Annotated in this window: 13 protein-coding genes; 7 read left to right on the forward strand and 6 right to left on the reverse strand. The window is 68.4% G+C overall.

The genetic code is table 11. From position 1 onward, the window contains the following. Positions 1 to 4: 4 nt before the first annotated feature. The 3 genes from ACFOY2_RS21810 to ACFOY2_RS21820 all read right to left on the reverse strand — a co-directional run bounded on the left by ACFOY2_RS21810 (position 5) and on the right by ACFOY2_RS21820 (position 4,275). Positions 5 to 1,165 (reverse strand): hypothetical protein, encoded by a 1,161-nt coding sequence (locus ACFOY2_RS21810; protein ID WP_379529899.1) that lies wholly within the window; start codon positions 1,163 to 1,165, stop codon positions 5 to 7. A gap of 135 nt (positions 1,166 to 1,300) precedes the next feature. Continuing rightward, on the reverse strand, positions 1,301 to 2,560 hold the full coding sequence (locus tag ACFOY2_RS21815) for an RNA repair domain-containing protein (RefSeq protein WP_379529943.1): 1,260 nt from the start codon (positions 2,558 to 2,560) through the stop codon (positions 1,301 to 1,303). Further along, positions 2,560 to 4,275, reverse strand: a complete 1,716-nt coding sequence (locus ACFOY2_RS21820) for an RNA ligase family protein (protein WP_379529900.1) — start codon at positions 4,273 to 4,275, stop codon at positions 2,560 to 2,562. The genes ACFOY2_RS21815 and ACFOY2_RS21820 overlap by 1 nt, the downstream gene beginning before the upstream one ends. A gap of 164 nt (positions 4,276 to 4,439) precedes the next feature. Between ACFOY2_RS21820 and ACFOY2_RS21825 the strand changes: the two genes are divergently transcribed. From ACFOY2_RS21825 to ACFOY2_RS21835, 3 genes are all read left to right on the forward strand, one after another. Then, entirely contained in the window at positions 4,440 to 5,831 is a 1,392-nt protein-coding gene (locus tag ACFOY2_RS21825) for a serine hydrolase domain-containing protein (protein WP_379529901.1), read from the forward strand. Between the two features lie 57 nt (positions 5,832 to 5,888). Further along, on the forward strand, positions 5,889 to 6,182 hold the full coding sequence (locus ACFOY2_RS21830; protein ID WP_379529902.1) for a hypothetical protein: 294 nt from the start codon (positions 5,889 to 5,891) through the stop codon (positions 6,180 to 6,182). Between the two features lie 309 nt (positions 6,183 to 6,491). After that, positions 6,492 to 7,067 carry a ricin-type beta-trefoil lectin domain protein gene (locus tag ACFOY2_RS21835; RefSeq protein ID WP_379529944.1) on the forward strand — a complete coding sequence of 192 codons (576 nt, stop codon included), beginning with the start codon at positions 6,492 to 6,494 and terminating at the stop codon, positions 7,065 to 7,067. A gap of 183 nt (positions 7,068 to 7,250) precedes the next feature. On the opposite strand, the gene ACFOY2_RS21840 is transcribed toward ACFOY2_RS21835, so the two are convergent. After that, positions 7,251 to 8,168 carry a phosphotransferase family protein gene (locus tag ACFOY2_RS21840; RefSeq protein WP_379529903.1) on the reverse strand — a complete coding sequence of 306 codons (918 nt, stop codon included), beginning with the start codon at positions 8,166 to 8,168 and terminating at the stop codon, positions 7,251 to 7,253. A 394-nt stretch (positions 8,169 to 8,562) separates the two neighbouring features. On the opposite strand from ACFOY2_RS21840, the gene ACFOY2_RS21845 reads away from it, so the two are divergent. From ACFOY2_RS21845 to ACFOY2_RS21860, 4 genes are read left to right on the forward strand one after another with little or no spacing between them, the layout of a single operon-like run. Continuing rightward, the gene (locus ACFOY2_RS21845; protein WP_379529904.1) at positions 8,563 to 8,805 is read left to right on the forward strand and encodes a hypothetical protein; all 243 of its coding nucleotides are present in this window, start codon (positions 8,563 to 8,565) and stop codon (positions 8,803 to 8,805) included. Positions 8,806 to 8,832: 27 nt separating this feature from the next. Beyond that, on the forward strand, positions 8,833 to 9,138 hold the full coding sequence (locus ACFOY2_RS21850; RefSeq protein ID WP_379529905.1) for a hypothetical protein: 306 nt from the start codon (positions 8,833 to 8,835) through the stop codon (positions 9,136 to 9,138). Positions 9,139 to 9,141: 3 nt separating this feature from the next. After that, positions 9,142 to 10,155, forward strand: a complete 1,014-nt coding sequence (locus ACFOY2_RS21855; protein WP_379529906.1) for an MvdC/MvdD family ATP grasp protein — start codon at positions 9,142 to 9,144, stop codon at positions 10,153 to 10,155. After that, positions 10,156 to 12,069: an ABC transporter ATP-binding protein gene (locus ACFOY2_RS21860; protein ID WP_379529907.1), complete on the forward strand. Its 1,914-nt coding sequence runs from the start codon at positions 10,156 to 10,158 to the stop codon at positions 12,067 to 12,069. Positions 12,070 to 12,200: 131 nt separating this feature from the next. Here ACFOY2_RS21860 and ACFOY2_RS21865 read toward each other — a convergent pair whose 3' ends face one another. Both ACFOY2_RS21865 and ACFOY2_RS21870 read right to left on the reverse strand, forming a co-directional pair. Then, a complete protein-coding gene (locus ACFOY2_RS21865; RefSeq protein ID WP_379529908.1) occupies positions 12,201 to 12,491 on the reverse strand; it encodes a hypothetical protein in 291 nt (96 codons plus the stop codon). A 98-nt stretch (positions 12,492 to 12,589) separates the two neighbouring features. Continuing rightward, on the reverse strand, positions 12,590 to 13,699 hold the full coding sequence (locus ACFOY2_RS21870) for a hypothetical protein (RefSeq protein ID WP_379529909.1): 1,110 nt from the start codon (positions 13,697 to 13,699) through the stop codon (positions 12,590 to 12,592). Between the last annotated feature and the right edge of the window lie 145 nt (positions 13,700 to 13,844).

Below are 13,844 nucleotides of genomic sequence, written 5' to 3' on the forward strand. Positions count from 1 at the left end.
GTCCTCAACGAGTGGAGGGCTGCAGGGCCTGGAAGGATTTCAGCCAGGGCGACGGCGCCGACAGCCCGGACGGGCGCGGCTTGACCGTGTGCGAGGCGTACACGCTGTTGAGCAGCCACGGGTCCTTCGTGGGCCCGAAGTCCTTGACCATCGCGTCGTCCTGCTTGAACCCGTACGTCGCCACCGCCAGCCGCCCCGTACCCCGGAACATCCGCATCTGGTTGCCCAGGAACCCGGACCTGCTGGTGAACCACGGGCTGCTGGCTAGGAAGTCGTTCCATTTCGCCTGGCTGAACGGCTCGTCGGCGGCGGCCTTGATGACCTGCCACACCTGGGTGCCGGGGGCGAAGCCGTACTTCTGCGCGAACGTGGCCGCGACGGGGTCCTTCAGGTGCTTCTTCCAGTGATGGACGAGGGAGAACTCGGTGGCCAGGAACGTCTGGTCGGTCCGCATGCGCGCAAGGATGTAGTCCAGGAAGAGCTGAGTGCTCTCCACCGTGGGGACATGGGGGTGGATGTCGACGCCTTCGATCTCCGGCGTCTGGCGGACGAAGGTCATCCAGCGCTCGGCGGCGGGTGTGCGGCGGTCGGGCAGGTCGAGCCGGTTCAGCGCGCCCATGTAGAGCGTGGTGCGGCAGTCGGCGCCGCACCGCTCGCGCCGGTAGTCGATCACGTGCCGGGCGACGGTCTCGTAGAAGGTGTTGAGCCGCTGGTCACGTTCGGCGGGCAGGCTCTCGATGAAGGGCTCGTTGCCGATCACGAGGATGTCCGCCTTGCCCATCACCGTGGGCAGCACCTTGTCCAGCCGGGCGAGCTCGGCGGCCAGCTTCGCGCTGCCGGGTGCCGGGAAGGACGCCTTGTTGTAGGGGAACTTCAGGCTCAGGATGGTGCGGTAGCCGCGCCCGCTCGCCTCGTTGAGGGTACGGATCGCCACGTGCTGGGCGGGGTCGCCCTGGTTGACGGCGGGCATGGGGAAGAAGCCGCGCACCCATCCGGCGCGGGCCTCCTGCAGCTCCCCGTAGTCAAGGTCGTCGATGTTCTCGTTGAAGTTGGCGCCCAAGGCGCCGTACGCGTCGTCGGCAACTCGGCCGGCCGGGGCCGAGGCGACGGCTGGGGAGGCGACGGCGGAGAGGGCGACCATCGCGGCCACGGCGAGACGCAGCATGAATCCTGCTCCCTCGAAGACAGGGGACGGACACGGCAACCCATGTTTGCGCTAACTTGACGAGCCTGTCAATAATCGATCATCAGGCCGGAGTCGGTACGGCGCCGCAGTCGGCGTGTTCCAGCGTGACCCCGGTCAGGCCTCTGGCCCAGCCGCGGGTGATCTCGGCGAGCCGGGCGGCGGTGGGCGGTGTGCGGCCCAGGCCGATGGCGTACGTCGCCGAGAGCGGGCCCGTCCCGAACGGGCGCGGCCAGGCGTGCACGTCCGCCGTCCGCGCGGTCGGCGCCACATCGAGGTCCGGGCCGTCCGCCGTGACGTCGAGGACCGCCTCCACGCCGTAGTGGTCGGAGACGTACAGCCCATCGGACGTGGGTGTGTCCCCGAGCAGGGCCGCCGTGACCACCCGAGGCCCGCCCCGCACCAGGATCCGGTCCAGCCGCGAGGCCCGCCCGGACAGAGAGGACAGCGCGGCCAACGGGTTGGCCCGAGGGTCGACGTGGGGGTCTGGTCGGCCCCGTGCGCCTGCGTCCAGGCGTCCCGAAGACCGAGCACCGTCGCGGGCGCATCGGTGCCGTCGTTGAAGTCGCCCAGCAGCACCAGGTCGCCCTCGACGCCGGCCAGTCCCTCGGCGATCCGGTCCAGCTCGGCCCGCCGGGCCGCGCCGTCACCGGTGTGGTCGCTGGTCAGGTGGGTGACGGCGGCCACGAGGGGACCGCCGGCCGTGTCGATCGCGATGGCGGCCACAGCCTTGTGCGGGCCGAGTTCGTGCCAGGCCGCCTCCCGCACGGGCAGCCGGGAGAGCAGCAGCAGGCCGCTGTCGTCGACGTCGGCGCCGCCGGGGTCGGTGCCGACGGTGTAGCGGGCGCGCACCCACGCAGCCGTCAGCAACATCTCCAGCAGCGCGGGCTCGACCTCCTGTAGCGCGATGACGTCCGCGTCGGCCTCCTCCAGCGCCGCCAGCAGCAGGGGACGGCGCCTGGCGGTGTCGATGAGCTCGCTGTCGTAGCGGTTCCACAGCGTGTTCCACGTCAGGAACCGCAGGACGTCCGCCGAGGGCGTCGCCGGCCTCGAACCCGGCCGCCAGCCACCGGCCGCGTCCCAGGCATGCGGCGTCCTTGCCGTGAAGAACGGCGCCCGCAGGAGACGCGGGTCCCGCGCCCGGCCGGCATCGCACGTGTCCACCAGATCCAGCCTGGTGGCGCGATCCCACACCAGCACCCCGTCCGCCTCGACGAACAGCACCCGGTGCCAGGGGACGTCGCCGCCCGGGGCGAAGGCGGGCAGAGGGATCCGCTTGGGAGCGGCGTCCCGCTGGCCGACGCCCAGGACGAAACGCGACGGATCGAAGCGCGGGTCCCAGCGGATCCGGTGGTAGATCTCCTCACTGGTACGCATCACGCCTGCGCCCCGTCCACGTCTTCGACCGTGCCTGACGCGCCGACGTACCAGGTGCGATGCGCCTGGCCGGGATACGGCGGGACGAACCTGCGCGCCTGCGCGGTGAGCACGTTCTGCGGCACCGGGTCGGCGCGCCGGCCGTTGCGCCGGCGCAGCTCGTCCTCCTCCACCAGCACGACCGCGTGTGTCGTCAGCGCGTCGCGGCGGCGCGCAACGGCGTGCACGTGAGAGCGCTGATGCGAGTTGAGCGACGTCGCGTCCCACACCACGCTCCCGCCGCCGGCCAGCGCGGCGTCGAGCCGGTCCAGGCCCTCGCCGAGCACCTGCCGGTTGTCCCGCTGGTCCGCCCGCGACCCTCGGGCCTCGCGCAGGTCGTCCAGCGACAGGCGCGCGCCGATCCCGGGCAGGCCCGCCGCGAACGTGCTCTTCCCGCTGCCCGACAGACCCACCAGGTGCACCAGCCGGGGAAAACGCCCCGACCGCCACCGCCAGGTCGCCGCCACGGCCTCCTCGACTGTGACGATCCGCCCCTTGGCGCAAACCTCCCGCGTCTCCGCCCAGCAACGGTCGGCCACGTCCGCGCCGAGCCCGGCGAGCGCGTCGCGCAGCCCGGCCCGCAGCGGCTCCAGCGGCTCAGGCCCGAGCAGTCCCGCGTCCTCGGCGTGCAGCGCCGACCAGGCGACCTGCTCGCCCGCCTCGTCGTCCGCACGGCCGGCGGGCACGGCCGCCGCGACAGCGTGCAACACGCCCAGATCGGCGGCGAACGCCATACGGATCAGCCCGGCCCGCCGGACCTCGTCGGGAAAGGGCCGGTGCAGGCCGGCGTGCAATCCGACCAGGTCCGCGACGCGCCGCGCCAGCGGCATCCCCAGCGGGCCCGCCAATCCGGCCGCCAGCCAAGCCCGTGGCCTCTCGTGCAGCGCGGCGGCCAGGACACCCGCCAGCCGGGCGTCCCCGTACCGGCCGATCGCGTCGAGCCCGCCCGCGACCTCGGCCACGGTCGGCTCGGTTCCCGCCGGATCCTTGACGCCGACCGCGTCCAGCAGGGCGGCCACGTCGGCGTCGGCTCCCGAACGTACCGACCACAGCGCCGCGGCCGGGCCCAGGCCGTTCGGCACGACGGTGGCGTGCATCCAGTGCGTGGAGGTCCGCACGTGCTCCCGGCGCACCCACTTGGCCACCCGCCCGGCGAACTCCTCCCACCCGAACCCTTCGACGGTCCGGACGACGTAGCCCTCCTGCCGCTCCGTGTCCAGCCTCAGCCCGCGTAGCGTCCGCTCGTCGAAGACGCCCCGCCACAACACCGGCGGCGCGGGAACCCCCAGCCCGCGCAGGAAGGCGACCGTACGATCCCAGTCCAGGCAGCGCTCGCCGTCCCAGACCGAGAACCCGTAGAACCAGCTCTCCAGCTCCTCATAGGGGACGGAGTGCCGCGCGAACACGTTCTCCCCGCACACCCGCCAACCGGCCGGAATCCGCCGGCCGATCCGTCCCTGCAGGCCCTTGACCCACGCCCTGGAGGGATGGTGAGCCGAGTCGAGAGAGCGCGCGTGCATGCCGTCCGCGTACAGCGTGGTGTTCTCGCCGTCGAGCTTCTCCGTGACGACCACCTCGCGGCCCCGCAGCCCGGACAGGTCGCCAGCGCGCACGTCGTCCGGCGTCGCACCGGGAGACCAGGGCAGATGAGGAGTACGTGGATAGCGCACGTGCATGATTCCCCCTCCCCGATGCCTGGCGTCACAGTACAAGCAGCCCAAAAAGTGGATCAATCCAATAATCGGCCTGCGCGTTCATAGCGGTTTCCCGTAACAAACGCGGAGGATTCGCACAATGGTGCGGAGGTGAGGGGCGTCACTAGCTTCGGCAGGTGCTCAGAATGACTCTTGCCGCAATCTGTCTCGCCCTGGCCCCCGGCACCCCGGCCTCGGTCTCCACGTCGGTTGACGCCTACGTCGAGGAGTACCGCACGGCCACGGGCCTGCCGGGCGTCGCGGTGGTGGTCACGAAAGGCGACAAGGTAATCCACGCCGCCGGATACGGCCAGACCGCCACCGGCGAGCCCGTCACAGCCGACACCCCCATGGCGGTGGCCTCGGTCAGCAAGTCCTTCACCGCCCTGGCCGTCATGCGGCTGGCCGAGCAGGGCAAGGTCGCCCTCGACCAGCCGGTGCGCCGCTACCTGCCCGAGTTCACGATGGCCGACCCCCGGGCAGCGAAGATCACCGTACGGCAACTGCTCGACCAGACCTCGGGCATGGCCGACTCGACCTTCCACGAAAAGAGCCTGCCTCAGCCGGAAACGCTCCAAGGCGCCGTGGCCCGGCTCAGGACGGCGAAACTCGCCACGGATCCCGGGACCGCCTTCAGCTACCACAACACCAACTACCAGGTCGCCGCGCGGCTCGTCGAAGTGGTCAGCGGCCGGCCGTTCGCGGCCTTCCTCGACGCGCACGTGTTCAAGCCCCTCGGCATGAGCCGCAGCACGACCATCGACACCGATCGCGACCTGCCCGGCAGCGCCCGCGGCCACCTGTACGTCCTTGGCCGGGCCGTCCCCCTGCCGGAGCCCGCCGGGTTCGGAAACGGCTCGGGCGGGGTCCTCAGCACCGCCGACGACATGGCCAGATGGCTGATCGCCCAGAACACCGGCCTCCTGCCCCCGGAGGCTGTCAAGGAAATGCGCACCCCGTCGAAGCCGAACGAGGAGTACGCCCTCGGCTGGCAGATCGACAGGACCGAACGCGGCACCCCCGTGATCGAGCACGGCGGAGACCTGTTCACCTCCACCGCGCACCAGTTGCTGATGCCGGACTCCGGCTACGGCATCGCCGTCATGGCCAACACCGGGATGGCCTTCGCCGACGCGCACGCCCTCATGGCCGGCATCGTCGCCATCATCGAAGGCGGCACCCCGCAGCCGCCCTCCACGCAGTCCATGCTCCTCACCGACGCGCTCTTCGCGGTGCTGACCCTGGTGACCATCGGACTCGCGGCGCGGGGCACCGCACGTGCTCGGCAGTGGGTCACGCGCGGCACCGGACGGCGGCTGTGGCGGCTGGCGCCGTACCTGGTCCCGCTCCTGTTGTGCGTGACAATCGTCCCGATCCATCGCGTGCTGGCGCGCGGCCGTGACGCCGGCTGGATCCAGCTCGCCTACCTCTACCCGACGTTCATGCTCTGGCTGGTGACGGCCGCGGCCGCGGGCCTCACGGTCGTGGCCGCCCGCCTGTGGGGCGCAGCACGGCTGGGACGCCGACATGTTGACTGAACGTGATCGATCGATTACTAATCGGAGGGCGACGTATCCCATCCAGGAAGGACTCCCGTGCGTCTTCTCACAACCGCCCTCTTCGCCACCGCATGCCTGCTGGCCACCGCCGGCCCGGCCGTGGCCGCAGCCCCAGCAGGAAACGCACCCTCGTGCGTGGCCGTCTGGCAGAACACCGGAACAATCACCAAGACCGGCTACGCCCGAAACGACTGCGGCCGCCGGCTTCGGTTGAAGATCAAGTGGGCGCGCGGAACCGACGGCGCCTGCCACACCGTCGACCCAGGGCAGACCATCTCCTCCAAGGTGGCGCGAGGCCCCCGCACCTTCGACGGAGCCGACACCTGCTGACGGCTACAACGAACGCAATCCGACCGGCGAGCACGTGGGGGCGCTACCGATCACCTCGGCGGCGCCCCCAGACGTGCGTGGCCGCCCCTTGCCCGCCGGCGTGAAAAGCCTTACGCCGGCTCGGCGCAGCACGGTGATCCGGCTGTCGACGCCCGGTAAAGCCGGGTCGGATCATGTCAAGCCTTGTGCTCGGATTGGAGTTGATCAAGTCGAGGGCAGCGTGGCGGATGGGGAATGCGCGGGCCACATCACTGAATATCCCTTTCTGTCATCACTTCGAGATGGAAAGGGAGGTAGCTCGTGTTGCGCATGAACCGAATCGCGGCACTTCGCACGGTGGTGAAGGGGGCCGGCCTGGCGCTTGGCACCGTACTCACAGCAGCGGCCGCGCCGCTGATCCTGCCGCCGGGTATCGCGTATGCCGCCGCACCGACCATGTGTCTGGACATCGGCGCCACCCGCAACAACGGCGACGCCGCCAAGATCTGGCAGTGCGCGGTTCCCGGGGATGCCTTCGTGGTCAACCAGAAGTTCGCCATCGACGGGGGTCAGATCAAGGTCGCCAACACCCTCGGCACCAGCAGGCCAATGTGCCTGGACATCGGCAACACCCGCAACAACGGCGACGGCGCCAAGATCTGGCAGTGCGCGAAGGCCGCGGATGCCTACCTGGTCAACCAGAAGTTCGTCATCGAACACGGCCAGATCAGGGTCGCCGACACCCTCGGCACCAGCAGGCCAATGTGCCTGGACATCGGCAACACCCGCAACAACGGCGACGGCGCCAAGATCTGGCAGTGCGCGAACGCCGCGGATACCTTCTTGTACAACCAGAGGTTCGTCATCGAACACAGCATGATCAAGGTCGCCGACACCCTGCATTGATCCTGCGGGGGGCAGAACGAGCACCCAAAACCCACATTGAGTTGATCTCGAGCGCCGCCCCGAAAGCGGGGCAGCAGGACGGTTGAGATCGCGGCGACGATGAGTTCGCAGAGTTCATCCGCGAACTCATCGTCGAAGGCACACCGGCAGGCACATTGGATTGTCGGCACCGCGGCCGTAGGGTCAGGCCAAATCGTCCCAGGGGGCGGGTGGAGATGCGGCGAAGAAGCGGAGCAGCCCCAGAAGCCGGCTGGCTGGAGGGGCGGTCCAGTGGCGTTCGCCCGGGCGCGGAACGGGATCGGCCAGGCGTCCGAGGGCCCAGGTGAGGTGGAACCACAACACGCGAGCTTCCCAGGCCGGTGTGTCCTGGCCGGTTTCCTGACGGTAGCCGTCGAGCATGGCGGGGATGTCGGTGAGGGGCATCTTGGCGAAGTCGACGGCGGGGTCGTCCCATTGGGCGTCGCCCCAGTCCACGATCCCCTTGAGCTGAGCCGTCCGCGGGGAGACGAGCAGGTTCTGCGGAGCGATGTCGCCGTGGACCAGGACCAACGGCGGGTCCGTGGGGAGATGCGCCGAGAGCCGGTCGAACCAGCCGGTGAGCCAGCGGGCGGTCGCGGCGTCGATCCAGCCTTCCTTGGAAAGGCGGTTGGTGAGCGTCCAGGGATCTGCGGCGCCGTCCTCCACGGGAACGGCGGGAAGGGCTGGTGCGGTGGCGGGGGAGAGCCGGTGCAGCTTGGCCAGCTCTCGCCCCACCTGGCGGAAGACCAGGTCCGTGGTAGGTGGTTCGAGGCTGGCGAGATCGACTCCCCGTGTTCGGGCAAGCACCATGTAGGGCACGTCCACCACCGAAAAGGAGTCGTCGAAGGCGACGACTTCCGGAGTGCGCACGCCCGCGTCCAGGGCGACAGGGATTACCTCGGCCTCCTTGACCAGGTCCGGGAGGAAGCGCTCGGTCCGGGGGATACGCAGGACCAGATCGTCTCCGAGCAGGAAGACACGGTTGGCCACCCCAGGGGGAAGCGGCCGCACCTGCTCGGCGGAGGTCCCGTGCCGACCGGCGATGACAGCCAGCGTTTCGTCACTCGTCTCGTATTCCCGCATGATCGTGCATGCTGACACGGACGGCCGGGACCCGTCGCAGCCTTTTCGGCGGTGCTGCCCTTCTCAGACCTTCCAACCGCTTGGCCCGCGCCGTGCGCCACGGAATGGCCGGCTTCGGCCCGGAGTGGGCGGCCACGCACATCCGCATCCCATGCTCGCAATGATTGCGCGACCCCGCGGGCGAGTGTGGAGCGAGCGGCATGAGCCAGCTCACTGATCCCGAGCGGGACTGAAACCCTCGCATACCCACCCGGAAGACCTGATGGGCATTGACAGGCATACATATCCGTGTCATCTTCCTGTCAGGAAAGATCAGTGATCTTCGGGAGGCGCGATCCGACGCGGAGCTGAACCGTATCGCTGGCCGACGTTTCTACGGTTCGACCGTCCAGAGTTGCACGGCGGCTATCTCGTCGTCCCTGCCAAGCCGACGCGGTCGCGTGCGCGCTGCAAGGTGAGCCCTGCGGCACCGCTCGCGTATCTGTACGAAATCGGCTCCGAATTCGAGCCGGAAAACGAACTGAGGATGGCCGCCGGCCATTACGACGCGACCCATCTGGTCTGGTCCTTCTCCGGCGAGGTGTCAGGGCTCACTGGGATCACCGAACCAACCACATCAGGAAAGAAATCCCCGTAGTCGGTGCGAGATACGAAAAGGTGGCTCATGTCCAACGTCATCACCCCGCCCCCGCTCCGTACCAGCCGTCCCTTCCTGTCACCGGACCATGCCAACTTCGACCCGTCATTGATACCGGGACCTGAGGGCGACGAGCGGCCGTTCGCCTACGCCTACGCCGAGCCGTGGAATCCGGCCTGGGTCGACGGCCCTGCCCCCCAGGCCGGTCACTACGATCCCGAATCCCAGACTTGGGTTGCCCCGGAGGGGGACATCACGGCCGGATACAGCTCGTACACCCAGACGAATTACACCCCGCCGTTCGACAAGACCCTCGACGACATCTGCGCCTGAGACATGGCCGCACGATCACCTGAGGTCCTGATACTCACGCAGGACTTCGATCCCACCGTCGACCCGGTCGTCCGGAGCCTGAAGTCAAAAGGGGCAAGGGTCGTCCGAGTCGACACCAGCTACTTTCCACAGAAGCTCAGCTTCACCACCTCCGACTTCGGGGGCGGGCGGCAGGTGCTCAGACACCGCGACTCCGAACTCGACCTCAGCGCGATGTCCGGCGTCTGGTACCGCCGGCCCACCGCGTTCGAGTTCGGTGACGAGATGGGGGAGCCTGAGCGGCAGTTCGCCCGCTACGAGGCGCTGCACGGCGTCGGCGGGATCCTCCGCGCGACCGACTGCCTGTGGATCAACCGTCCCGATATCGACGCGGTCGCCGATCTCAAGCCGTACCAACTCGCGATGGCGAAGAAGTTCGGAATGCGGGTTCCCCGGACACTGCTGACCAACGACCCGGACGAGGTCGCCAGGGTGCTGGAAGGCGACGAAGGGAAACTGGTCTACAAATCCTTGAGCGGAGGTGTGATCCACTATCCCGGCGCCTTTCCGTCCGGATTGCTCACCACCGTGGTCGGTGATGAGATCCAAGAGCACCTGGGCCGGGTGCGTCACACGATGTGCCAGTTCCAGGAATACATCGAAAAGGCGTACGAGGTGCGGCTCACCGTCATCGGGAACACCTATTTCCCCGTGACGATCGACTCGCAGCGACATGAGACGACCCAGGTCGACTGGCGGGCCTCGCAGGATCAAATGCACTACGGCGACTACCGGCCGCTTCCCGAGCAGATCGTCAAGCAGACACAGGCGTTGTTGGACGGACTCGGGGTCGTCTATGGCGCACTGGATTTCATCGTCACACCGGATGGTGAATACGTCTTCCTGGAGGCCAATCCCACCGGCCAGTTCATGTGGATGCAGAATGACCTGGGACTACCGATGAGCGACTGTATATCCGATCTCCTGATGGAGGGAGGGCCTTTCCAGCGCGGAGAGGTGAAACAGGTCGGCTACTGAATGAGCGATCCCGCGCTCTCGCCGGTCACCGCGGCCGAGTTTACGGAGCCGCCGCAGATCGAAATGCGGCGGCTCCCCCGGCTCCTGGGCGGCGCGCTCAAGCTCACCTTGGCCGCGGCCCGCCGTGAGTTCCTCCTGATCACAGCGCTGCAGGCGGTTGGCGGACTCGGTCTGGTGTTGCCCATCCTCGGTGGCCGTGACCTGCTGGACAGGCTCCTGGTGGCGGGAGCCGGATCGTCACTGGCCGGGATGCTGCTACAGGGCGCGCTGACCCTCGGCCTGCTCGGCGTCATCGGCCTCGCCACCGCCGTGGCGACCTCCCGCGACGACGTCCTCAGCGAGCAGCTGAACCGCTACGCCCTGGGACGCGTCCTGGACGTCGCCTGCACCATCGAGCTGGAGCAGTTCGAGCGCCCCGAGTTTCACAACCGGCTGGAACGCGCCTCGATGAGCGCCCGGATCCGCCCGCACCAGCTCACCCAGGGGCTCGGCGCGCTGACCAGCGCGGTCATGAGCACCCTGGGGATCGCGCTCGCCCTGGCCGCCATCGAGCCCCTGCTGGTCCCGGCCACCCTCCTGGCAGGGGTGCCGCTGTGGTTCGCGAGCCTCAGGAGCGGACGGGTGCTCTTCGATGCGCTGTTTCGGTTTACGCCCGCCGAACGCGAACGCAGCTACCTGCTCGACGTCCTGACCACCCGCCGTGCCGCGAAGGAGGTCCGCGCCTTCGGCCTCGCCGGCTACCTGCGAGCACGGTGGGAGCGGCGCACCGACGAGCGCCTGGCCGAGATCAGGGTGACCGCGCGGCGGCGGCTGCGGATCACCATTCTGGCCCGCCTCACCAGCGGCGTCGCGCTGGGATCGGTTCTGGGCCTGGTGCTGGCAATGGCCGTGACCGGTGGGATGGCCGTCGCCGACGCCGGTGCCGCCGCCACGGCGGTCCTGTTGCTCGGCGTACGGCTGCGTACCGCCGCCGCAGGCACCGATCAGCTCTTCGAGGCGGCTCCGTTCCTACAGGATCTGCAGGGATTCGTCGCGTTGGCTCCCGGATCATCACCGCCGAAGCTTCCGCAACCCGGGAAGGCCCCGCAGGCTCCGATGTCACCGCCGTCCCTGCAGGCACGTCCGGAGCCGGTCGGCTTCCGGCGGCTCAGGGTCGAGAACCTGACTTTCCGCTACCCGTCGGGCCGGCACCCGGTGCTGCGGAATGTCAGCATGGAGATCGGCGCCGGCCAGGTCGTCGCCCTGGTCGGTGAGAACGGCTCGGGGAAGACCACCTTGGCAAAACTGCTGTCGCACCTCTATCGGCCGCAAGCCGGGCGGATCCTGTACGACGACGTCGATGTGACCGCGGCCGATCCAGATCGGCTGCGTCATTCGATCACGGTACTGTTCCAGGACTTCCAGCGCTACCTGCTCTCGGCCGCCGACAACGTCGGGATGGGCCGCTGGGAGAGGGCCGACGATCGTGCCGCCGTGACGCAGGCGGCCAGGGCGGCCGGTGCCCACGACCTCCTTGCCGCGCTGCCCCAGGGATATGAGTCGCTGCTGGGACCCGAGTTCGCCGGCGGCATCGACCTTTCCGGCGGGCAGTGGCAGCGTGTCGCCCTGGCGCGCGCCTTCTTCCGGGACGCCCCGTTCATCATTCTGGACGAGCCCACCGCCACCCTCGACGCTCGGGCCGAACACCTGCTCTTCGAGCAACTGCGCACCCTGTTGGCCGGGCGCACGGTGCTGCTCATCTCTCACCGCTTCGCCACCGTACGGATGGCCGACCACATTTACGTCCTCGATGGCGGCCGGGTGGCTGAGCACGGCACGCACGACCAGCTGATGTCCGCGGGAGGGCGCTACGCCGAGCTTTTCACCCTCCAGGCCGCAGGCTACCTTGATCCTCAGCCTCGGGACTCGGGGTGATGTCGGGTGTGCCGCTTGGACTCGGCGCAAACCTGGGTTTGACCAAGCTCGTGTCGGTTCCTGTGGTGAACGAGTCGACTTCCGTCCTTCGCTGCGCATCGCCGTGGCCGGGGTGGGTGCTTGCGTGATGCTCAAAGCAGGTTCTGCGGAGCGATGTCGCCGTGGACCAGGACCAACGGCGGGTCCGTGGGGAGAAGCACCGAGAGCCGGTCGAACCAGCCGGTGAGCCAGCGGGCGAGATCGACTCCTCGCGCTCGGGCAAGCACCATGTAGGGCATGTCCACCACCGAACAGGAGTCATCGAAGGCGACGACTTCCGGAGTGCGCACGCCCGCGTCCAGGGCGACAGGGATTACCTCGGCCTCTTTGACCAGGTCCGGGAGGAACCGCTCGGTCCGTGGGATCGTCTCCGAATTGTGCATGCTGACAGGGACGGCCGGGACCCGTCTCGTCCTTTTCGGCAGCGCCGATCAGTCCTTCTCAGCCCGAATCCGCGGCCTGATTTCAGCCTTCGTCGGCCTCAGCAGGTGAGGTCGACTGCCAGGACCGCGACCTCGTGACCGGCGATCAGCAGCACAGTGGTTTGCTCGTCCTCGCCCTCGGGCGGCCACGTTACCGGCAGGAAGCCTGAGCATACGATCTGCGCGTTGTCACTCATGCGTGCCAGGACGAGGTCCAGCAGGTCGTCGCACAGAAACGATACAAGGTGGTTGATCGGCAATTGCGGCACCTCGTCGATACCGTTCTCCCCGTCCCACAGCTCCTCCAGGAACAGCCGTGCCACGTTGCGGAAGCCGATACGAAGATCGGTCGTTGAGATGGCGCGAAACTCCTCCTCGTCGTACTCATCCGCGTCCTCGCGGTTCTCGGCCCACCAGCGGGCTGCCTCGGCAACACGGTCGCTCTCATCTTGATCGAGTCGGCCGATCCGGAACCGGAAGTCGACCGGGTTGTTGTTGTTCACCCAGAGCAGGTCGCTCAGCAATGTCATGACGCAGGCGATCCGGGTGCGCAGCGGGCCATCTGGGCCGTCGGAGGCGAAAACCGGCGGCCGCTGGATCTCCAGAGCCGGGGTCAAGGAGACACGCAGTGCGCTGCCCCGGGTATCGCGGTGCAGCAGGTGCAGCGATTCCGGAGAGCTCACCCCGTTCGGACTTTCGGCACCCGTGGTCAGCCGGAGCACGTCGGAATACGGGCCGGCCAAGTGGCCGGCGAGGAATCGCACCAGCGCTACCTCGCGCTGCTCGTGCACCGCAACCACATCCGAGATCAAAGTCGCCAGTTCGGCCGCCACCTCCTCATCGGCGCGAGCTGTCCTGTAGGGCTGGCCCGGGCCGGTTGACACTCGGCTGGTCAGCACCGTCGCGCCGGTGATCGCCGGGAGGTCGCCGGCGTCCGCGAGTTCCGGTAGCGGTGGCGGCTCCGGCCACTGCCGATCCTCACGTGACTTGGTCCTTCCGGGCACCAAAATGGACGCCCAGCCGGGCACCTGTTGCGACGACCACATCGCCAGCAACCACACCGCCGCGATCATCACCCAGTGCTCGTTCGTCGGCCGACGATCGCCCACCCGTTCCACCGGGTCGGGCTGCCGGTACCAGGCATCGGTGTACGCCGTGGTCAGGTCCACGGATAAACCTCCATCCCTGCAGAGAGTTCACGGTTGAACCTAGTTGATCAGGGTGCACGGCCGTTTGACATATACCCCCAGCCGGTATACAAAACCTCTGACGTTGATACCCCTTATGGGTATATGAGTTCGATGCTTGGCGGTG

Source organism: Nonomuraea purpurea (assembly GCF_042650645.1).
GTDB lineage: Bacteria > Actinomycetota > Actinomycetes > Streptosporangiales > Streptosporangiaceae > Nonomuraea > Nonomuraea purpurea.